This window comes from Pseudomonas sp. H1_F01, assembly GCF_054681425.1.
In genome coordinates this window covers 4773265-4792717 of the sequence record NZ_CP162823.1, presented here as the reverse complement: position 1 = coordinate 4792717, position 19453 = coordinate 4773265, and the positions used below count along the sequence as shown (strand labels likewise).

Annotated in this window: 18 protein-coding genes; 5 read left to right on the top strand and 13 right to left on the bottom strand. The window is 62.0% G+C overall.

What is annotated here, in order from left to right; translation table 11 throughout:
- The first annotated feature begins 29 nt into the window (after window positions 1–29).
- Window positions 30–1778, top strand: coding sequence for a putative bifunctional diguanylate cyclase/phosphodiesterase (locus AB4O09_RS21640; RefSeq protein ID WP_038859502.1), 1749 nt, complete (start codon window positions 30–32; stop codon window positions 1776–1778).
- On the opposite strand, the gene AB4O09_RS21635 is transcribed toward AB4O09_RS21640, so the two are convergent.
- Window positions 1724–2494, bottom strand: coding sequence for a substrate-binding periplasmic protein (locus AB4O09_RS21635; RefSeq protein ID WP_013692613.1), 771 nt, complete (start codon window positions 2492–2494; stop codon window positions 1724–1726). The genes AB4O09_RS21640 and AB4O09_RS21635 overlap by 55 nt on opposite strands.
- Before the next feature lie 143 nt (window positions 2495–2637).
- Here AB4O09_RS21635 and dnaX point away from each other — a divergent pair, with 143 nt between their 5' ends.
- From dnaX to recR, 4 genes are all read left to right on the top strand, one after another.
- Complete coding sequence (dnaX, locus tag AB4O09_RS21630; protein WP_223473046.1) at window positions 2638–4713, top strand: DNA polymerase III subunit gamma/tau; 2076 nt, start codon at window positions 2638–2640, stop codon at window positions 4711–4713.
- A 64-nt stretch (window positions 4714–4777) separates the two neighbouring features.
- Window positions 4778–5116: a YbaB/EbfC family nucleoid-associated protein gene (locus tag AB4O09_RS21625; RefSeq protein WP_003183512.1), complete on the top strand. Its 339-nt coding sequence runs from the start codon at window positions 4778–4780 to the stop codon at window positions 5114–5116.
- Window positions 5117–5399: 283 nt separating this feature from the next.
- Window positions 5400–6434, top strand: a complete 1035-nt coding sequence (locus AB4O09_RS21620) for an NADP-dependent oxidoreductase (protein ID WP_028237689.1) — start codon at window positions 5400–5402, stop codon at window positions 6432–6434.
- 66 nt (window positions 6435–6500) lie between these two features.
- The gene (gene recR, locus AB4O09_RS21615; RefSeq protein ID WP_003199585.1) at window positions 6501–7103 is read left to right on the top strand and encodes a recombination mediator RecR; all 603 of its coding nucleotides are present in this window, start codon (window positions 6501–6503) and stop codon (window positions 7101–7103) included.
- A gap of 129 nt (window positions 7104–7232) precedes the next feature.
- On the opposite strand, the gene AB4O09_RS21610 is transcribed toward recR, so the two are convergent.
- From AB4O09_RS21610 to ccoN, 12 genes are all read right to left on the bottom strand, one after another.
- A complete protein-coding gene (locus AB4O09_RS21610; protein WP_003199587.1) occupies window positions 7233–7781 on the bottom strand; it encodes an adenine phosphoribosyltransferase in 549 nt (182 codons plus the stop codon).
- Between the two features lie 76 nt (window positions 7782–7857).
- A complete protein-coding gene (gene fnr, locus AB4O09_RS21605; protein WP_003199588.1) occupies window positions 7858–8592 on the bottom strand; it encodes a fumarate/nitrate reduction transcriptional regulator Fnr in 735 nt (244 codons plus the stop codon).
- A gap of 94 nt (window positions 8593–8686) precedes the next feature.
- On the bottom strand, window positions 8687–10069 hold the full coding sequence (gene hemN / locus AB4O09_RS21600; RefSeq protein ID WP_027912674.1) for an oxygen-independent coproporphyrinogen III oxidase: 1383 nt from the start codon (window positions 10067–10069) through the stop codon (window positions 8687–8689).
- Between the two features lie 178 nt (window positions 10070–10247).
- A complete protein-coding gene (locus AB4O09_RS21595) occupies window positions 10248–10931 on the bottom strand; it encodes a sulfite exporter TauE/SafE family protein (RefSeq protein ID WP_013692616.1) in 684 nt (227 codons plus the stop codon).
- Window positions 10924–11142, bottom strand: coding sequence for a cbb3-type cytochrome oxidase assembly protein CcoS (gene ccoS, locus AB4O09_RS21590; protein ID WP_003183505.1), 219 nt, complete (start codon window positions 11140–11142; stop codon window positions 10924–10926). Before ccoS ends, AB4O09_RS21595 begins: the two co-directional genes overlap by 8 nt.
- Before the next feature lie 24 nt (window positions 11143–11166).
- Window positions 11167–13617, bottom strand: coding sequence for a heavy metal translocating P-type ATPase (locus AB4O09_RS21585; RefSeq protein WP_003199596.1), 2451 nt, complete (start codon window positions 13615–13617; stop codon window positions 11167–11169).
- A 150-nt stretch (window positions 13618–13767) separates the two neighbouring features.
- On the bottom strand, window positions 13768–14307 hold the full coding sequence (locus AB4O09_RS21580) for a FixH family protein (RefSeq protein WP_003199599.1): 540 nt from the start codon (window positions 14305–14307) through the stop codon (window positions 13768–13770).
- 11 nt (window positions 14308–14318) lie between these two features.
- Window positions 14319–15734, bottom strand: coding sequence for a cytochrome c oxidase accessory protein CcoG (ccoG, locus tag AB4O09_RS21575; protein ID WP_003199601.1), 1416 nt, complete (start codon window positions 15732–15734; stop codon window positions 14319–14321).
- Between the two features lie 407 nt (window positions 15735–16141).
- Complete coding sequence (ccoP, locus tag AB4O09_RS21570; RefSeq protein WP_003199603.1) at window positions 16142–17125, bottom strand: cytochrome-c oxidase, cbb3-type subunit III; 984 nt, start codon at window positions 17123–17125, stop codon at window positions 16142–16144.
- Complete coding sequence (locus AB4O09_RS21565) at window positions 17122–17307, bottom strand: CcoQ/FixQ family Cbb3-type cytochrome c oxidase assembly chaperone (protein WP_003183474.1); 186 nt, start codon at window positions 17305–17307, stop codon at window positions 17122–17124. Before AB4O09_RS21565 ends, ccoP begins: the two co-directional genes overlap by 4 nt.
- A 6-nt stretch (window positions 17308–17313) precedes the next feature.
- On the bottom strand, window positions 17314–17922 hold the full coding sequence (gene ccoO / locus AB4O09_RS21560) for a cytochrome-c oxidase, cbb3-type subunit II (protein ID WP_003199605.1): 609 nt from the start codon (window positions 17920–17922) through the stop codon (window positions 17314–17316).
- The gene (gene ccoN, locus AB4O09_RS21555) at window positions 17922–19364 is read right to left on the bottom strand and encodes a cytochrome-c oxidase, cbb3-type subunit I (RefSeq protein ID WP_003199607.1); all 1443 of its coding nucleotides are present in this window, start codon (window positions 19362–19364) and stop codon (window positions 17922–17924) included. The genes ccoO and ccoN overlap by 1 nt, the downstream gene beginning before the upstream one ends.
- Window positions 19365–19453: the final 89 nt, after the last annotated feature.

Sequence of the window (19453 nt, the reverse complement as noted above, 5' to 3'; positions counted from 1 at the left end):
ATGAGCCTGACTCATGGATGACTGCTTCGATGGATAAGAAGTACCGCAGAGCCGTTGACGCCGCCGCGATTTTTTCCGAAACCGATCTGAGCGGGCGCATCACCTACGTCAACGATCAATTTTGCAGCCTTTTTGGTTACCGGCGCGATGAGTTGCTGGGTGGGAACCATCGCCTGCTCAATTCCGGCCAGCACCCTGACGAGTTCTTCGGCGCCATGTGGCGCACCATTGCCCTGGGCCAGGTCTGGAAAGGGGAAATCTGCAACCGGGCCAAGGACGGTACGCTGCACTGGGTCGACACGACCCTGGTGCCAGTAATCGATGACGATACAGGACAAATCGAACGCTACCTGGCAATTCGCTTCGATGTCAGCGAAAAGCGTCGCCTGCTGCATTCCCTGCAATGGCGGGTCGGTCACGATGTGCTGACCGGGTTGCCCAACCGCACTTATCTGTCCGATCTGCTGGACCAGGCCCTGGAGTTTTCCCGTGCGGAAAACTTGCCTCTGGCGGTGTGCATGCTCGATCTCGATGGCTTCAAGGCGGTCAATGACGGTTATGGTCACGCCAGTGGCGATCGGCTGCTGGTGGAGGTCGCCAGGCGCCTGCGCAGTATCGTGCGTGGCGAGGACGTGGTGGCGCGGCTGGGTGGGGACGAGTTCGTGCTGGTGCTGCGCCATGTGCGTGGGATGGATGAGTTGCATGCCGCGTTGAGCCGGGTGTTGATCGCCGTTTCCATGCCGTATGGCATTGACGGTAAGGACATCAAGGTCTTCGCCAGCATTGGCGTCACATTGTTCCCATGGGATAACGACGACGCCGAGACCTTGTTGCGCCACGCCGACCAGGCGATGTACGTGGCCAAGCAAAGCGGTCGCAATCGTTTCCACTTGTTCGATGTGTCCCGGGACAAGGAAGTGCGAGCCACTTACCAGACCGTCGAGCGGGTCCGCCAGGCACTGGCCGGTAACGAGTTGCGGCTGCATTTCCAGCCCAAGGTCAACATGCGTCATGGCACCGTGGTCGGCATGGAGGCGCTGCTGCGCTGGAAGCATCCGCAACGTGGCCTGGTGCCGCCACGGGAGTTCCTGCCGCTGGTGGAAGAGACCGACCTGATTGTCGAGATCGGCGAGTGGGTCATGGAGCAGGTACTGACCCAGTTGCAGCAATGGCAGCAAGCGGGGCAGGGCTGGCCGGTGAGCATCAATATCTCGGCGCGGCATTTCCAGCGGGCGGATTTTGTCGAGCGGTTGCGACAGGTGTTGGAACGGCATCCGGCGGTACCGCCACGCCTGTTGGATCTGCAGATTGTCGAATCGGTCGCATTGGAAAACCTTGCCCACGTCAGCGCCTGCCTCCAGGCCTGCCATGCCTTGGGCGTGGGGTTTTCGCTGGGTGGTTTCGGCACGGGCTACTGCTCGCTCAACGACCTCAAGCACTTGCGCACGCAAACCATCAAGATCGACAAGACCTTTGTTCGCGACATTCTCCATGATCGCGACGACCTGGCACTGACCGAAGCGGTGATCGGCCTGGCCCGGGCGTTTGGCCGTGAGGTGGTCGCCGAAGGGTTGGACAGCCTTGAGCATGGCCAACTGTTGCTGAACCTGGGCTGTGAGGTGGCACAAGGTTATTTCATCGCCCGGCCCATGCCGCCCGAACGGATACCCGGCTGGGTGCAGGGGTTCATCCCGCCGTCGCAATGGCAGCAGCGGCCAGGCGATCAGGGGGAGGGTGCCTCGCTCCTGGCCTGCGATGCGTCACTGCGGCCCGTGTAAAGCTGGATGATCGCGTCGATCTCCCCGGAGGTTTTCATGTTCAACAAGGTCCTCAGAATGCGTTGTGCTGGAATGTTCGGGTCGTTGCGCACATAACAGCTCAACTGCTGTTCCTGAAGCACTGCCACCTCATGGAGTTGCCGATCAGCGGTATGACGTTGATTGAACCAGTCCAGCGCCCATTGGTTGCTGATCCCGTAGCGATAACGTCCGGCCAGCAGTTTCGCCAGCACTTGTTCCTGGCTGCGGGCGTCGTCGCGGTGCAGTTGGCTGCGGTCGAACAAGGGTTGCAAGGTCGGGTAGGTATAGCCGAGCACCGTGCCGATGGGCTGTTCCGGCAACGTGGCTAGTGTGACCGCCACAGGGGCGCTTGCCGTGGCGACGAGCAGGTCGCGCTGGAAAAACAACGGGACGCTCCAGAGGTAATCGCCACTGTCCTTTACCCAGTCGGGGCTGACGTAGCAACGCATGTCGATCTCGCCGTGTTTCATGGCGCCGTCCAGCCGGGCGCGGGACAGCACATGGAATTGCGCCGGCAGTCCCATCCGGGTCGCCAGGCTGGTCATTATGTCGGGAAGGATGCCCTGGGTCGGGCGACCCCGTTCGATCTGCACCATGGGCATCGCCCAGCCGTCGGTAACGGCAAAACGCAAAGGTACTTCATCAGCAAAACAACCTGTACCCAACAACAGCAAAGCCCCCATGGCTGAGCGCATAAACTCTCCTGACTGTGCAAAACCGCGTCGACAACCGAGTCCCTGATCCAATCTTAGTCAGATTAGACGAGCACACCGGATGCAATTTCGCCCCTGCTCCGCTAGCATTAGCCGCTTATGTTCCTTCGATGCGACGGTTTTCGATGAGTTATCAGGTTCTTGCACGTAAATGGCGTCCGCGCTCGTTCCGCGAAATGGTCGGCCAGACCCATGTGCTCAAGGCCCTGATCAATGCCTTGGACAGCCAGCGGCTGCACCATGCCTACCTGTTCACCGGCACCCGCGGCGTGGGCAAGACCACCATCGCGCGGATCATTGCCAAGTGCCTGAACTGTGAAACCGGCATTACCTCCACGCCCTGCGGCGAGTGTTCGGTCTGCCGGGAAATCGACGAGGGCCGTTTCGTCGACCTGATCGAGATCGACGCCGCCAGCCGTACCAAGGTCGAAGACACCCGCGAGCTGCTCGACAACGTGCAGTACGCGCCGAGCCGTGGGCGCTTCAAGGTCTACCTGATCGACGAAGTGCACATGCTCTCCAGCCATTCCTTCAATGCGCTGCTCAAGACCCTTGAGGAGCCGCCACCCTACGTCAAGTTCATCCTGGCGACCACCGACCCGCAGAAACTTCCTGCAACGATTTTGTCGCGGTGCCTGCAGTTCTCCCTGAAGAACATGACGCCGGAACGGGTCGTCGAGCACCTGACGCATGTACTGGGCGTCGAGAACGTGCCCTTCGAGGACGATGCGCTGTGGCTGTTGGGCCGCGCCGCCGATGGTTCGATGCGCGACGCCATGAGCCTGACCGACCAGGCCATCGCTTTCGGTGAAGGCAAGGTCATGGCCGCGGATGTCCGGGCCATGCTCGGTACCCTCGATCACGGCCAGGTCTATGACGTTTTGCATGCGCTGATCGAAGGCGACGCGAAGGCGTTGCTCGAAGCGGTGCGTCACCTGGCCGAGCAGGGCCCGGACTGGAATGGCGTGCTCTCGGAAATTCTCAATGTGCTGCACCGGGTCGCCATCGCCCAGGCCTTGCCTGATGGCGTCGACAACGGCCACGGCGACCGTGATCGCGTACTGGCCCTGGCCCAGGCGTTGCCGGCCGAAGACGTGCAGTTCTATTACCAGATGGGCCTGATTGGTCGTCGCGACCTGCCCCTGGCACCGGATCCGCGCGGCGGCTTTGAAATGGTCCTGCTGCGAATGCTGGCGTTCCGGCCAGCCGATACGACGGACGTCCCGAGGCAAGCGCTAAAGCCAGTGGGGATCAGCCAGGCCACAGCTGATTCCGCCAAGCCAGTGGCTGCCGCGCCCGTCGTTGCGCCGGCAGTGGCTTCGGCTCCGGTAGCGCCGGCACCTGTGGCAGCACCGGCTCCGACACCCGTTGTCGCGGCCCCTGAGCCAGAACCTGAACCGGTCGTCGAGGCGCTGCCCGAACCGGTCGCTGAAGCCGTTGTCGATCTGCCCTGGAACGATCCGATCGAGCCCGAGGTTGTCCAGCAACCTGCCGTGGAGCCGGTTCTGGAGACCATCGCCGAGCAACCCGAGTTGCCGCCGATGCCTTTGCCGACGCCCGACAGTGTGGTGCCTGATGCGCCGGAGTGGGTCGCCGCGCCGGTACCCGAACCGACAGTGGCCGACGTCGATGTCGCCACGCCAGGCCTCGATCAGGACGACGAACCGCCGCTGGACGAGGATTACATCGAGCCAGACATGGATTCGGCCTACAGCTACCTGGACGACCTGGCCAGCGAGCACGCCGCTGAGCCGGCCCCGGAGCCCGAGCCGGAACCCGCGGCGATGCCGGCCACCGGGCTGGCCCTGCAATGGCTGGAGCTGTTTCCTAAACTGCCGATCAGCGGCATGACCGGCAGTATTGCCGCCAACTGCACGCTGATGGCCGTGGAAGGCGACCACTGGCTGCTGCACCTGGACCCGGCCCACAGCGCACTGTTCAACGCGACCCAGCAACGTCGCCTCAACGATGCGCTGAACCAGTATCACCAGCGCACCCTGACGCTGACCATCGAGCTGATCAAGCCCGAGCAGGAGACCCCGGCCCAGGCCGCGTCCCGGCGCCGTGCCGACCGTCAGCGCGAAGCCGAGGAGTCGATCCACGGTGATCCATTCATCCAGCAGATGATGCAACAGTTCGGCGCCGTGGTCCGTCACGATACTATCGAACCTGTCGAGGCCCCGGTCACCCAGGGCTCATAACTGAAGGCGCCGGGCCGAACGGGCCGGGCGCGTTGTTTATCCAAGTACTTTCGAGGTGATTCCCATGATGAAAGGTGGCATGGCCGGCCTGATGAAGCAGGCGCAGCAGATGCAGGAAAAAATGGCCAAGATGCAGGAAGAACTGGCCAACGCCGAAGTCACCGGCAAGTCCGGCGGCGACATGGTGACCGTGGTCATGACCGGTCGCCACGACATCAAGCGCGTCAGCATCGACCCAAGCGTGGTCGAAGGCCTGAGCGAAGACGACAAGGAAATGCTCGAAGCCCTGTTCGCCGCCGCCGTCAATGACGCGGTGCGCAAGATCGAAGCCAACAGCCAGGACAAGATGTCTGGCATGACGGCCGGCATGCAACTGCCGCCGGGCATGAAACTGCCGTTCTGATTCGCCATCCCGGTCGGGATGGGCTACACACAATGCCAGGCATCGCGCCTGGCATTTTTGTTTCTGTCTAGGGGCGAGCGAAACCTTGCCTGTGAGAGCAAGGCTCTGTGGGAGCAAGGCTTGCCCGCGATGCAGACGCCTCGATTTGTCGGAACTGCGCGCCATCGTTCATCGCGGGCAAGCCTTGCTCCCACAAGTACCCGCTGAACAAACATCGAACGCCGCCCCCTCGGCAATGGTCTGCTCCCTATACGTGCCACTCAACGATCAAGGAGACGCTTCCATGTCACAAGCATCGACCTCCAACCAGCGCATCGTCCTTGCCTCCCGTCCTCACGGCGCCCCAACCGCGGACAATTTCCGCCTGGAGCACGTGACGCTGCCGGACCTGGCGCAGGGGCAGATCCTGCTCAAGACGCAGTTTTTGTCCTTGGACCCTTACATGCGCGGGCGAATGAGTGACGCGCCTTCCTACGCTGCTCCGGTAAAAATCGACGAGGTGATGACCGGCGGCGCCGTGAGCCGCGTGGAGCGCTCGATGCACCCGAAATTCCAGGAGGGTGATCTGGTGGTGGGGGCCACCGGTTGGCAGAGCCACAGCATCAGCGACGGGCGCAACGTGATGCCCGTCCCTTCGGGGCTGCCGAGCCCGTCGATGGCCCTGGGTGTGCTGGGCATGCCGGGCATGACCGCTTACATGGGGCTGATGGACATTGGCCAGCCCAAGGCCGGGGAAACCCTGGTGGTCGCGGCGGCCTCGGGTGCGGTGGGCTCGGTGGTTGGCCAGGTGGCGAAGATCAAGGGCCTGCGTGTCGTCGGCGTCGCGGGTGGCAGCGAGAAATGCAAGTACGTGGTCGACGAGCTGGGGTTTGACGCCTGTGTCGATCACAAGAGCGCACGTTTTGCCGAGGAGCTGGCGCAGGCTTGCGACAAGGGCATCGACATCTATTACGAAAACGTCGGTGGCAAGGTCTTCGATGCCGTCGTGCCGCTGCTCAACGCCAAGGCGCGGATCCCGCTCTGTGGCCTGATCGCTTCCTACAACGATCATCAAGCACCGAGCGGCCCGGATCGCTTGCCGCAGTTGCAGCGCACTTTGCTCAACAAGCGTGTGCGGATCCAGGGGTTTATCGTGTTTGATGACTACGGTGACCGTCAGCCGGAGTTCATCAGCGCCATGGCCCCTTGGGTGCGTGATGGCAAGGTCAAGTTCCGTGAGGATGTGGTCGATGGCCTTGAGAATGCGCCACGGGCGTTTATCGGGCTGTTGGAGGGGCGCAACTTCGGCAAGTTGGTGGTGCGGGTCGCGCAGGATTGAGTATTTGACGCTAATCGGAGGCACGGGTATAAACCGCGTCTCGTTGTTATGTCGGACATTTCCTCCATGAGCTTCAGCCCTTTGATTCGCCAACTGATCGATGCCCTGCGAACGTTGCCGGGTGTAGGTCAGAAAACTGCCCAGCGCATGGCGTTGCAATTGCTCGAGCGTGATCGCAGCGGCGGTTCGCGCCTGGCCCAGGCCCTGAGCCAGGCCATGGAAGGCGTAGGGCATTGCCGTTTGTGCCGCACCCTCACCGAAGACGACCTCTGCCCGCAATGTGCCGACCCGCGTCGGGACGACAGCCTGCTCTGCGTGGTGGAAGGGCCGATGGATGTGTATGCGGTAGAGCAGACCGGTTTTCGTGGCCGTTATTTCGTGCTCAAGGGCCATTTGTCACCGCTCGACGGCTTGGGGCCTGAAGCCATCGGCATTCCGCAGTTGATCGCGCGGATCGAAGAAGCGGGTACGTTCACGGAAGTCATCCTCGCTACGAACCCGACGGTCGAAGGCGAAGCCACCGCCCATTACATCGCCCAACTGCTCAACAACAAAGGCCTGATCGCCTCGCGCATCGCCCACGGCGTGCCGCTGGGTGGGGAGCTTGAGTTGGTGGATGGCGGGACACTGGCGCATTCGTTTGCGGGGCGCAAGCCGATCGCGTTGTAACAGCAACCAATCCCTTGTGGGAGCGAGCTTGCTCGCGATAGCGGTAGATCAGCCAATATCTATGCTGGCTGACACATCGCTATCGCGAGCAGGCTCGCTCCCACAGGGGTTGTGTTTCGTTGCCGAGGATTATTTTTCGCTGAGCGAGAACTGCGTCAGGCAGAACGTGGGAATCCCCATGTCTTCCAGGCGCTGGGAGCCGAGCAGCTCCGGCAGGTCGATGATCGCCGCGGCTTCGTGGACCTTGGCGCCCATGCGGCGGATCAGGTTGGCGGCGGCGATCAACGTGCCGCCAGTGGCAATCAGGTCATCGAACATCACCACCGAATCACCCTCGCACAAGCTGTCGGCATGCACTTCAAGGAAGGCTTCGCCGTATTCGGTCTGGTAACCCTCGGCCAGCACATCGGCCGGCAGCTTGCCTTGCTTGCGGAACAAGATCAGCGGCTTGTTCAGCTGGTAGGCCAGGATCGAGCCAATCAGGAAACCCCGCGCATCCATCGCGCCGATGTGAGTGAACTCGGCCTCGACATACCGGTGGGCGAAACTGTCCATGACCAGTCGCAGGGCGGTCGGGGATTGGAACAGGGGGGTAATGTCGCGAAAGATCACGCCGGGCTTGGGGAAATCGATCACGGGGCGGATCAGGGATTTGATATCGAAGGAGTCAAAGACCATCGTGGAGGTGTCCTGGCTGAGCTGCAAACGCGGCAGTATAGCGCGGCTGGGAACATCCCTCAGCCGCGCGCGGCCATCAGCCTTCGATCGAGCCGCCGGCCAGGGCGCAGAGCTGGATCGGGTCGAGAATGTGAATTTCCTTGCCTTCGGCGGCAATCAACTCGTTCTGCTGGAAGCGGGTGAAGACCCTGGACACGGTTTCCACCGCCAGGCCCAGGTAATTGCCGATTTCGTTGCGCGACATGCTCAAGCGGAACTGGTTGGCCGAGAACCCACGGGCGCGGAAGCGTGCCGAGAGGTTGACCAGGAACGTGGCGATACGCTCGTCGGCGGTTTTTTTCGAAAGCAGCAGCATCATTTGCTGATCGTCACGGATTTCCCGGCTCATGACCCGCATCAACTGGCGGCGCAGTTGCGGCAGCTGTATGGCCAGCTCGTCCAGGCGATCGAAGGGAATTTCGCACACCGAGGTGGTTTCCAGCGCCTGGGCCGAGACCGGATGGGACTCGGTGTCCATGCCGGACAGGCCCACCAGTTCGCTGGGCAGGTGGAAGCCGGTGAGCTGTTCTTCGCCGCCATCGCTCAGGTTGAAGGTCTTCAAGGCGCCCGAGCGCACCGCATAGACCGAATCGAAGGTATCGCCCTGGCGAAACAGGAATTCACCTTTTTTCAACGGGCGGCCCCGTTTAACGATGTCATCCAGCGCGTCCATGTCCTCCAGGTTCAGCGAAAGCGGCAGGCAGAGGGGGGCCAGGCTGCAATCCTTGCAATGGGCCTGGTTGTGGGCGCGCAGTTTGACTGGCTCGGACATTTCTTAAATCCTTGTGGGAAATCACGCATAAGGCGTAAGGGTACCCCAGAGATGGCACTCCGGCCAGTGCGATGTCGTCGTCAAATTGTCGCGCTCAAATGACTCGGGAGAAGCGTTGGCGATTGTGCTGGTCCAAGTAGGCATCGAATACCATGCACACGGATCGCACCAGCAGGCGCCCGGCGGGCAATACCCGGATATGGGTGTCATCCAGCTCGATCAGCCCATCCGCGGCCATGGCCTGCAATTGCGGCCATTGCGGCGCGAAGTAACCACGAAAGTCGATGTTGAAGGTTTGCTCGATCTCGGCGAAGGGCAGGTGGAAATGACAGATCAACTGCTGGATCACCGCGCGCCGCAACCGGTCGTCGGCATTGCAGATCAGCCCGCGACTGGTCGCCAGTTGCCCGTCGGCGAGGGTGTTCTGGTAATGGTTCAGGTCACTGCTGTTCTGGCAATACAAATCGCCGATCTGGCTGATGGCTGACACGCCAAGGCCGATCAGGTCGCAATGGCCATGGGTGGTGTAGCCCTGGAAGTTGCGCTGCAACGTGGCCTCCTCCTGAGCGATTGCCAGTTCGTCGTCGGGCAGGGCGAAGTGGTCCATGCCGACGTAGCGGTAGCCGGCGGCGGTCAGTTGTTCGATGGTGCCTTGCAGCATCGCCAGTTTCTGCTCCGGGGTCGGCAAGTCCTGGCTGTTGATGCGCCGCTGGGGCATGAAGCGTTCCGGCAGGTGGGCGTAGTTGAACACCGAGAGCCGGTCCGGTTGCAGGTGGATGACTTCCTGGACGGTGCGGGCGAAGTTTTCCGGGGTCTGCTTGGGCAGGCCGTAGATCAGGTCAATGTTGATCGAGCGGAATTGCAAGGTCCGGGCGGCTTCGACCACTGCGCGGGTTTCCTCGAGGCTTTGCAGGCGATTGACGGCCCGCTGCACCGCTGGATCAAGGTCTTGCAGGCCGATACTGACCCGGTTGAAACCCAGTTCGCGCAACAGGCCCATGGTCGACCAGTCGGCTTCCCTGGGGTCGATTTCGATGCCGTAGTCGCCAGAATCGTCGTCCAGCAGGTTCAGGTGCTGGCGCAGCTTGGCCATCAGTTGGCGCAGCTCATCGTGGCTGAGGAACGTCGGGGTACCGCCGCCAAAGTGCAACTGTTCTACGCGCTGGGTGGGGTCCAGGTGGCAGCCGATCAGTTGGATTTCCTGTTCCAGGCGTTGCAGGTAGGCGTGGGCGCGGCCGCGGTCCTTGGTGATGACCTTGTTGCAGGCGCAGTAGTAGCAAATGTTCGCGCAGAACGGTATGTGCACGTACAGCGACAGCGGCCGCAGGGCCTTGCGGCTGTCGCGCAGGGCGTGGAGCAGGTCGAAGGTACCCACCTGGCTGCCGAACTGCGCCGCCGTGGGGTACGAGGTGTAGCGTGGTCCCGCCAGGTCGTAACGGCGGATAAGATTTGAGTCCCAACAAATGGTGTCGAGCATGCGGGCATTCCCCGGATAGACTGGCATGGGGCGAGTCTAGGGGCGCGTGGGCGTGGCCGTTTTGATTTGCGTCAACGGGGCATCGGAGTTGTCGATGCAGGCCTCATCGCGAGCAAGCTCGCTCCCACAGGAGACTTTCCATGTGGGAGCGAGCTTGCTCGCGATTGGGGCAACTCGGTCAGTGCCCCATGAGCCAATGTTGATGCGGCCCCGGCAGTGTCCATACCCCGAAAATAATCACCAACAAACCACCGGCCATGCGCACGCTGCGTTTGCGCAGCAGGGCGGTGACGCGTTCGGCGGCCAGGCCCGTGGCGAGCAGCACCGGCCAGGTGCCCAGGCCGAAGGCGAGCATCAGCAGCGCGCTGTCCAGTGCATTGCCTTGGCTGGCGGACCAGAGCAGGGTGCTGTAGACCAGGCCGCACGGTAGCCAGCCCCACAGCGCGCCGAGCAGCAAGGCCCGAGGCAGGCTCGACACCGGCAGCAAACGGTTGGCGACGGGCTGGATGTGTCGCCACAAGCCACGCCCCACACCTTCGATGCGAGTCAGGCCGCTCCACCAGCCCGCCAGGTACAGGCCCATGGCAATCAACAGCAAGCCGGCCAGCACCCGCATGATCATCGCTGCCGGGCTGTTGGACACGGCCCAACCGGCCAGGCCGATCAGCAACCCGGCGGTGGCGTAGCTCAGGATCCGTCCCAGGTTGTACGCCAGCAGCAACCGGAAGCGGCGGCTGCGCTGTTCCTTGGGAATCGCCAGGGTCAGGGCGCCCATCAGGCCGCCGCACATGCCCAGGCAGTGTCCACCGCCGAGCAGGCCAAGGATGACCGCAGAAACCAACAGGGGTGCCAGGTCAAGCATGGGGCGGGGCCTTGTCGTCCGGCTTGCGGGCTTCGCCGCTGGCTTCGTCCACCGCTGCCTTGTGGTTCGGGTCCTGATCGTCGAACAGAATGCTGTGGGCCGGACCGTCGAGGTCGTCGTACTGGCCGCTGTCCACGGCCCAGAAGAAAATGTACACGGCGATGGCCACGATCAGCAGCGCGGCCGGGATCATCACGTAGAGAGCTGGCATGTCGGAACTCCATGCCCGCGCGGCTCAGGCCGGCAGCGGGCGGGTATCGGGCGTGGCGTCGAAAACCTGCGTCTTGGGCTGACGTGTCAGCCTCAGCGCATTCAACACCACGGTCAACGAACTGATGGACATGCCGACCGCCGCCCACACCGGGGTAATCCAGCCAAGGGCGGCGAACGGCAACATGAGGCCATTGTACAACCCTGCCCACACCAGGTTCTCAATGATCACCCGGCGGGTGCGTCGAGCCAGACTGAAGGCGTGGATCAGGGCGTCGAGGCGGTTGGACAGCAGCACCGCGTCGGCGCTGGTCTTGGCCAGGTCGGTGGCCGAGCCCATGGCGACACTGATGTCCGCTGCCGCCAGCACGGGCACGTCGTTCACCCCATCGCCGAGCATCAGCACCTTGCGGCCCTGTTGATGCAACTGCTGCAACACGGCCAGTTTGTCGTCCGGGCGCAGGCCGCCGCGAGCCTCATCGATGCCCAGTTCGGCGGCGACGCTGGCAACCATGGGCGAACTGTCACCCGACAACAGCAGCGTCCGCCAGCCCCGTGCCTTGCAGGCCGCCAGCAGCGCCGGGGCATCGACGCGCAAGCGGTCATCGAGGACGAACCAGGCCAAGGGCCCGATCTCATCGCCCAGCAACAGCCATTGCCCGGGTTCGTCCGGCATTTGCGGTACCGCGGCGCCACTCAGTTCGCAGACAAAACCCGGCTGACCGATGCGCAGGTGCTGTTCCGCCACGAGGCCTTCCAGCCCCAGCCCGGGGGTGCTTTGCACCTGTTCGGCGGCCAATGGCGCGCGGCCGAAGGCGCGGGCGATGGGGTGTTCCGAGCGGTTCTCCAGGGCAGCGGCCAAGCCCAGGCATTGATCACTGTCGAGGGCCGCCAATGGCCGAATGGCGCGCAACGCCAGGCGGCCTTCGGTGAGGGTACCGGTCTTGTCGAAAATCACCGTATCGATCTGGTTCAGGCCTTCCAGCACATGCCCGCGCGTCAGCAGCAGGCCGAGCTTGTGCAAGGTGCCGGTAGCGGCGGTGAGGGCGGTCGGCGTGGCGAGTGACAACGCGCAAGGGCAGGTGGCGACGAGCATCGCCAGGACGATCCAGAACGCGCGCGAAGCGTCCAGTTGCCACCACACCAGCCCGATGACGGCAGCGGCGACCAAGGAGAACAGCAAGAACCATTGGGCGGCGCGGTCGGCGATTTCCGCCAGTCGCGGCTTCTCGGCCTGGGCCCGCTCCAGCAGCCGCACGATGGCGGACAACCGGGTGTCTTGCCCGAGGGCCAGCACCTCGACCGTCAAGGCCCCTTCGACGTTCAGCGTGCCGGCGGTGACCGCGTCGCCCACCTGGCGAGGTTGTGGCAGGTATTCACCGGTCAGCAGCGATTCGTCGATGCTGGACTGGCCATCCAGGATCTTGCCATCGGCCGGCAGGACTGCCCCGGGATGCACCAGCACCCGGTCACCGGTGCGCAATTCGCTGAGCAGGATGCGTTCACTCTGGCCGTTATCCTCCAGGCGCAGGCACGAGGCCGGCAACAGATTGACCAGTTGGGCGGTGGCGGCAGCCGTGCGTTCCCGAGCCCGGCGTTCCAGGTAACGGCCGGCCAGCAGGAACAGGGCGAACATGCCAACGGCATCGAAGTACAACTCGCCGACCCCGGTGATCGACGTCCAGATCCCGGCAACGTAGGCACTGCCGATGGCCAGGGACACGGAAACGTCCATGGTCAGGTGGCGGGTGCGCAGGTCGCGCATGGCGCCTTTGAAGAACGGCGCGCAGCTATAGAAGACGATGGGCGTGGTGAGGAACAGGGCAACCCAGCGCAGGATGGTGTGCATCTCCGGGCTCAGGTCGATGTTGAATTCTGGCCAGGTGGCCATGGTCGCCATCATCGCCTGGAACCACAACAGACCGGCCACGCCCAATTGGCGCAGGGCCAGGCGGTTTTGTGCGGCGAGTTGTTCACAGGCCTGGTCGGCCTGGTACGGGTGCGCTACGTAGCCGATCTGGCGCAATTCGGCGAGCAGCGTGCTCAGTGGTAGTTGAGCGTCGGCCCAACGTACATGCAGGCGATGATTGGACAGGTTCAATCGCGCTTCGGCCACGGCCGGCAGGCTGCGTAATTGTTTTTCAATCAGCCAGCCGCAGGCGGCGCAACTGATGCCTTCCATCAACAGGGTGGTTTCGGCCAGTTCGCCTTCATGGCGCACGAATGATTGCTGTACGTCAGGGCGATCGTAGAGCGCCAGTTCATCGGTCAACTGGACGGGCAGGGATTCGGGATTGGCCGACGCTTCGCTGCGATGCTGGTAATAACTTTCCAGGCCTCCGGCGACAATGGCCTCGGCCACCGCCTGGCAGCCCGGGCAGCACAGCTCGCGGGTTTCACCGAGGACAACGGCGGTGAAGCGACTGCCCGGGGGGACGGGCAGGGCGCAGTGGTAGCAGGGCTGTGGAGTGGTCATTGCGTGTTCACAGAACGTTGTCCAATGATCGTTCCCACGCTCTGCGTGGGAATGCATCCTGTGACGCTCCGCGTCACGCTTAGAAGGGACGCAGAGCGTCCCGGGCCGCGTTTCCACGCGGAGCGTGGGAACGATCAGAAGCGCCGTCGTTTATTTCTTCAGGTCTTCAGCGCCTTGCAGCGGTTCATCGCCAAGCAAGAGGTCCTGGCCGTGATTGATCTGTTCTTCTTCGAACAGGCGCCAGGTCTTGTCGTTCTCCACACCCAGCAATTCGACAAAGCGCCGGCCTTCGACCTTGTCGGTCAACTGGCCGACGTAGCGCCCCGGTTCACTGTCGTTGCGGGTCAGGACGATCTTGCGGTCCTTCTCCGGCTGGGTCGGCGAGATCAGGCTCAGTTCCAGGGTCTGCGGACGGCTGTTGCCGTTCAGGCGCAGGTTCACTTCACCGGTGAGCTCGTCCAGTTGCACGTTGGCACGCAGTTGCAGGGTCTGGGCCAGCAATTCGCGCTCCAGCGAGCGGTTGATACCCTTGCCGGCTTCGTAATAGTTGTCGTTGACCAGGTTGTCCGGGTTCTTCACCGCAATGGTCACCATCGTCAGGCTCAGTGTCACCGAACAGGTCAGGATCGCGATGATGATCCACGGCCAGAGGTGCTTGTACCAAGGGCTGGAGGCGGTTGCTGCAGGCATGTTCAGTTCTCTCAACGAGTTTGTGGGCCGATGAACCGGCTCTTGGCTTCGACATGTACGCTTTCGTCATCGGCATCCTTGAGGATGAAGGTCACCTCGTTGGTGCTCGATGGCAGTTGTTCCGGTGCGCTGGACAGCTCGACCGGCTGGCTGTAGATCTCGCCGGCCGCGACCTTGATTTCCCGCCGGCCTTGCAGCTTGAGGTCGGGTAGGCCGGCGGCTTCCAGGACATACGTGTGGTCGCGTTGGTCTTTGTTCATGATCTTCAGGCTGTAGACGTTCTCGATCCGGCCTTCGGCGTTTTCACGGTAGAGCACGCGGTCCTTGCTGACGTCGAAACCCACCAGCGAGCGCATGAAGAACGCCGCCGCCAACAGGCTCATCATGGTCAGCAGCACCAAGGCATAGCCGATCAGGCGCGGGCGCAGTTTATGGGTTTTCTGCCCCGAAAGGTTGTGTTCGGTGGTGTAGCTGATCAGGCCGCGTGGATAATCCATTTTGTCCATGATGTTGTCGCAGGCATCGATACAGGCCGCGCAGCCGATGCACTCGATCTGCAGGCCGTCGCGGATGTCGATACCGGTAGGGCAGACCTGGACGCACATGGTGCAGTCGATGCAATCCCCCAGGCCCAGGGCTTTGTAGTCAACGCCCTTCTTGCGCGGGCCACGGCTTTCGCCACGACGCGGGTCGTAGGAAACGATCAAGGTGTCCTTGTCGAACATCACGCTCTGGAAGCGTGCGTAAGGGCACATGTAGATACACACTTGCTCACGCAGCCAGCCAGCGTTGCCGTAGGTGGCGAGGGTGAAGAAACCCACCCAGAAATACGACCAGCCATCGGCCTGGCCGGTAAAGAACTCGAACACCAGTTCGCGGATTGGCGTGAAGTAACCGACAAAGGTCATGCCGGTGACGAAACCTATCAGCAGCCACAGGCTGTGCTTGGCGAGCTTGCGCAGGAATTTGTTGGCGCCCATGGGGGCCTTGTCGAGCTTGATGCGCTGGTTGCGGTCGCCTTCGGTGACTTTTTCGCACCACATGAAGATCCAGGTCCACACGCTCTGTGGGCAGGTATAGCCACACCACACTCGTCCGGCATAGACCGTGATGAAAAACAGGCCAAAGGCGGCAATGATCAACATCCCCGAGAGCAGGATGAAATCCTGGGGCCAGAAGGTGGCGCCGAAAATAAAGAATTTGCGCTCTGGCAAGTTCCACCAGACGGCCTGATGACCACCCCAGTTCAGCCAGACCGTACCGAAATACAGCAGGAACAATAGCGCGCCGCCAGCCATTCGCAGGTTGCGGAACAGGCCAGTGAAGGCGCGGGTGTAGATTTTTTCCCGAGAGGCATACAGGTCGACGCTTTTGTTCGCGTCCTTGGCAGGCGGGGTGACGTCATGTACCGGAATCTGGTTACTCATCGAATGCATCCCACGGCAGTGGAAAAGTGCCGGGGCCAGTACGTGCCGACCACGGTCAGAAAGGGTGTTGCGGTGGCGCAATGATACGCCTGTCGCTCTAGCCCAAGGGTGCGACCTTTGGTCGCGTTGGGGGTCTGCATAGAATGGTGTAGCGGATGTAACAAGTCATGACTCAGATCAATTGACTATAGACTTTCTGTGGCGTTGGCGAGCCGAAGGGCACCTTGTGATGACTGCCGAATATGCATCAGCCAACCCACGGGTCGAGCACTGCCACGCCGATGTAGGCATGTTGCTACCGGGGCGGGTGGCCGACAGGCGAAACAGATTTACCCAGGTTTTCGGCCGGTAACAAAAAGGCCCCGCCAATCAGATTGGCGGGGCCTTTGGTGTATCAGCTACTCGTCTTACTGGGCGTCAGCGGCCGGAGCCTTTTCGCCATGAGACAGGCTATAGACATAGGCGGCCAGCAAGTGGACCTTGTCGTTGCCTTGCAGGTCAGCCTGGGCAGGCATCTGGCCCTGGCGGCCGTAGCGGATGGTTTGCTGCAGTTGAGCGAAGCTCGAACCGTAGATGAACGCCGCAGGGTGCGTCAGGTCAGGTGCGCCCATGGCGGGCGTGCCTTTGCCGGCTGGGCCATGGCAGGCCACGCAGTTGGCCGCGAACAGTTTCTGGCCGTTGGCCGGATCGGCCTTGGCGCCTTCCGGCAGTTTGCGGCCGTGCAGGCTGGTCACCAGGTAGGAAGCCACGTCAGCGACGCCTTGCTCGCCAACCACGGCAGCCCAGCCCGGCATCACGGCGTGACGACCGCCCATGATGGTGGTCTTGATGGTTTCCGGCTCACCGCCCCAGCGCCAGTCGGCGTCGGTCAGGTTGGGGAAGCCATAGGCACCCTTGGCGTCGGAACCATGGCAAACCGAGCAGTTGGAGGCGAACAGGCGGCCACCCATCTTCAGGGCTTGCGGGTCCTTGGCGACTTCTTCGATCGGCATGGAGGCGAACTTGGCGAAGATCGGACCGAACTTGGCGTCCGAGCGAGCCATTTCCTTTTCCCACTCGTGAACACCTGTCCAGCCGGTCTGGCCGTTGGCGAAGGCGGTCTGCTTTTCGGTGTCCAGGTAGTTATAGCCTGGCAGCAGGCCTTTCCAGTTGCCCAGGCCAGGGTAGAGCACCAGGTAACCGAGGGCGAACACGATGGTGCCCACGAACAGCATGAACCACCATTTCGGCAGTGGGTTGTCGTACTCCTCGATCCCGTCGAACGAGTGGCCGACGGTCTCGTCCGTCTGCTCGGCGCGCTGGCCCTTGCGGGTCGACAGCAGCAGCCAGGTCAGGGAGAAGATCGTTCCCAGGCTGAGGACTGTGACGTACAGACTCCAGAATGTAGTCATTCTTTGTTACTCCTAGAAGCTTGCTCGACGTGCTTGATGGCTTCGGGATCATCCGCGAACGGCAGCAAGGTCGCGTCGTCAAACTCCGACTTGCGCTTGGGGCTGAACACCCACAGGGCCAGACCGATGAAGGCCACCATCACGACGACGGTGCCCAGGCCGCGAATCATCCCGATATCCATAAAGAATCACCGTTTGCTTTTGATGATGGTGCCCAGGCCTTGCAGATAGGCCACCAGCGCGTCCATTTCAGTCTTGCCCTTGACGGCATCCTTGGCACCGGCGATGTCTTCGTCGGTGTAAGGCACGCCCAGGGTGCGCAGGACTTCCATTTTCTTGGCGGTGTCTTTGCCGTCGAGCTTGTTTTCTACGAGGAACGGGTAGGCCGGCATTTTCGACTCAGGCACTACGTTGCGCGGGTTGTACAAGTGCGCACGGTGCCAGTCGTCGGAGTAGCGGCCGCCAACGCGGGCCAGGTCCGGACCGGTACGCTTGGAACCCCACAGGAATGGGTGGTCCCAGACGCTTTCACCGGCGACCGAATAGTGGCCATAGCGTTCGGTTTCGGCGCGGAACGGACGGATCATCTGCGAGTGGCAGCCGACACAACCGTTGGCGATATAGATGTCACGGCCTTCCAGTTCAAGGGCGGTACGTGGCTTCATGCCTTCGACCGGCTTGTTGGTCACGTCCTGGAAGAACAGCGGAACGATCTGGGTCAGGCCGCCGATGCTCACGGCGATGACCATGAAGAAGGCCAGCAGGCCGATATTCTTCTCTACTGCTTCGTGCTTCATCAGTGAGCTCCAACTACGGCGATCTTGGCGGCGGCTTCAGCTTCAGCCGGGTCAGAGGCACGAACGGTGCGGTACACGTTGTAGGCCATGAACAGCATGCCGCTGGCGAAGAACGCGCCGCCCAGGGCTCGGACGATATAGCCCGGGTGGCTGGCTTGCAGGGCTTCGACGAACGAGTAGGTCAGGGTGCCGTCGTCGTTGATCGCACGCCACATCAGGCCTTGGGTGATGCCGTTGACCCACATCGAGGCGATGTAGAGCACGGTGCCGATGGTCGCGAGCCAGAAGTGCGCGTTGATCAGGCCGGTGCTGTGCATCTGCGCACGACCGAACAGTTTCGGGATCATGTGGTAGATGGCGCCGATGGAAATCATCGCAACCCAGCCGAGCGCACCAGCGTGTACGTGGCCGATGGTCCAGTCGGTGTAGTGGCTCAGGGAGTTGACGGTCTTGATCGCCATCATCGGGCCTTCGAAGGTCGACATGCCGTAGAACGCCAGCGACACAACCAGGAACCGCAGGATCGGGTCGGTGCGCAGCTTATGCCAGGCGCCCGACAGGGTCATCATGCCGTTGATCATGCCGCCCCAGCTTGGCGCCAGCAGGATGATCGACATCGCCATGCCCAGGGACTGCGCCCAGTCTGGCAGTGCGGTGTAGTGCAGGTGGTGGGGACCGGCCCAGATGTACAGGGTGATCAGCGCCCAGAAGTGGACGATGGACAGGCGATAGGAATAGATCGGACGCTCGGCCTGTTTCGGCACGAAGTAGTACATCATCCCCAGGAAGCCCGTGGTCAGGAAGAAGCCTACGGCGTTGTGGCCGTACCACCACTGGATCATCGCATCCGTCGCGCCCGAATAGGCCGAGTACGACTTGAAGAAGCTGACCGGCAGGGAAGCGTGGTTGACGATGTGCAGCATGGCTGTCACGACGATGAACGCACCGTAGAACCAGTTACCGACGTAGATGTGCTTGGTCTTGCGCTTGACGATGGTGCCGAAGAACACCAGACCGTAGGTCACCCAGACGATGGCCAGCAGGATAGCCAGGGGCCATTCCAGCTCAGCGTATTCCTTGGTGGTGGTGTAACCCAGTGGCAAGGTCACGATCGCACCGACGATGACCGCTTGCCAGCCCCAGAAGGTGAAGGCGGCGAGGCTGTCGGAGATCAGTCGCGTTTGGCAGGTTCGCTGCACGACGTAGTAAGAAGTGGCAAACAATGCACAACCACCGAAGGCGAAGATCACCAGGTTGGTGTGCAGCGGGCGCAGGCGTCCAAATGTCGTCCATGGCAGATCGAAGTTCAACTCCGGCCAGACCAGTTGCGAGGCGATGAAGACACCGAGCCCCATGCCAAGGATCCCCCAGACCACCGTCATGATGGCGAACTGGCGGACTACCTTATAGTTATAAGCAGTCGGACTGATTGCTGTGCTCATTCTAAGGTTCCACGGTTTGGGTGTTTTATTAGGATAAAAATCGGTCGCAAGTATGGAGAAAGCGGGGGGTCATTGCAACGCGCCATGAC

Excerpts from the sequence above, each read along its gene's own strand:
- AB4O09_RS21635 (WP_013692613.1), bottom strand. The coding sequence starts at position 2,494 with ATGCGCTCAGCCATGGGGGCTTTGCTGTTGTTGGGTACAGGTTGTTTT.
- fnr (WP_003199588.1), bottom strand. The coding sequence starts at position 8,592 with ATGTCCGAGCCAGTCAAACTGCGCGCCCACAACCAGGCCCATTGCAAG.
- AB4O09_RS21610 (WP_003199587.1), bottom strand. The coding sequence starts at position 7,781 with ATGGTCTTTGACTCCTTCGATATCAAATCCCTGATCCGCCCCGTGATC.
- ccoG (WP_003199601.1), bottom strand. The coding sequence starts at position 15,734 with ATGAGTAACCAGATTCCGGTACATGACGTCACCCCGCCTGCCAAGGAC.
- ccoP (WP_003199603.1), bottom strand. The coding sequence starts at position 17,125 with ATGACTACATTCTGGAGTCTGTACGTCACAGTCCTCAGCCTGGGAACG.
- ccoN (WP_003199607.1), bottom strand. The coding sequence starts at position 19,364 with ATGAGCACAGCAATCAGTCCGACTGCTTATAACTATAAGGTAGTCCGC.
- AB4O09_RS21580 (WP_003199599.1), bottom strand. The coding sequence starts at position 14,307 with ATGCCTGCAGCAACCGCCTCCAGCCCTTGGTACAAGCACCTCTGGCCG.
- AB4O09_RS21565 (WP_003183474.1), bottom strand. The coding sequence starts at position 17,307 with ATGGATATCGGGATGATTCGCGGCCTGGGCACCGTCGTCGTGATGGTG.
- recR (WP_003199585.1), top strand. The coding sequence starts at position 6,501 with ATGAGCTTCAGCCCTTTGATTCGCCAACTGATCGATGCCCTGCGAACG.
- dnaX (WP_223473046.1), top strand. The coding sequence starts at position 2,638 with ATGAGTTATCAGGTTCTTGCACGTAAATGGCGTCCGCGCTCGTTCCGC.
- hemN (WP_027912674.1), bottom strand. The coding sequence starts at position 10,069 with ATGCTCGACACCATTTGTTGGGACTCAAATCTTATCCGCCGTTACGAC.
- ccoS (WP_003183505.1), bottom strand. The coding sequence starts at position 11,142 with ATGCCAGCTCTCTACGTGATGATCCCGGCCGCGCTGCTGATCGTGGCC.
- ccoO (WP_003199605.1), bottom strand. The coding sequence starts at position 17,922 with ATGAAGCACGAAGCAGTAGAGAAGAATATCGGCCTGCTGGCCTTCTTC.
- AB4O09_RS21625 (WP_003183512.1), top strand. The coding sequence starts at position 4,778 with ATGATGAAAGGTGGCATGGCCGGCCTGATGAAGCAGGCGCAGCAGATG.
- AB4O09_RS21640 (WP_038859502.1), top strand. The coding sequence starts at position 30 with ATGGATAAGAAGTACCGCAGAGCCGTTGACGCCGCCGCGATTTTTTCC.
- AB4O09_RS21585 (WP_003199596.1), bottom strand. The coding sequence starts at position 13,617 with ATGACCACTCCACAGCCCTGCTACCACTGCGCCCTGCCCGTCCCCCCG.
- AB4O09_RS21620 (WP_028237689.1), top strand. The coding sequence starts at position 5,400 with ATGTCACAAGCATCGACCTCCAACCAGCGCATCGTCCTTGCCTCCCGT.
- AB4O09_RS21595 (WP_013692616.1), bottom strand. The coding sequence starts at position 10,931 with ATGCTTGACCTGGCACCCCTGTTGGTTTCTGCGGTCATCCTTGGCCTG.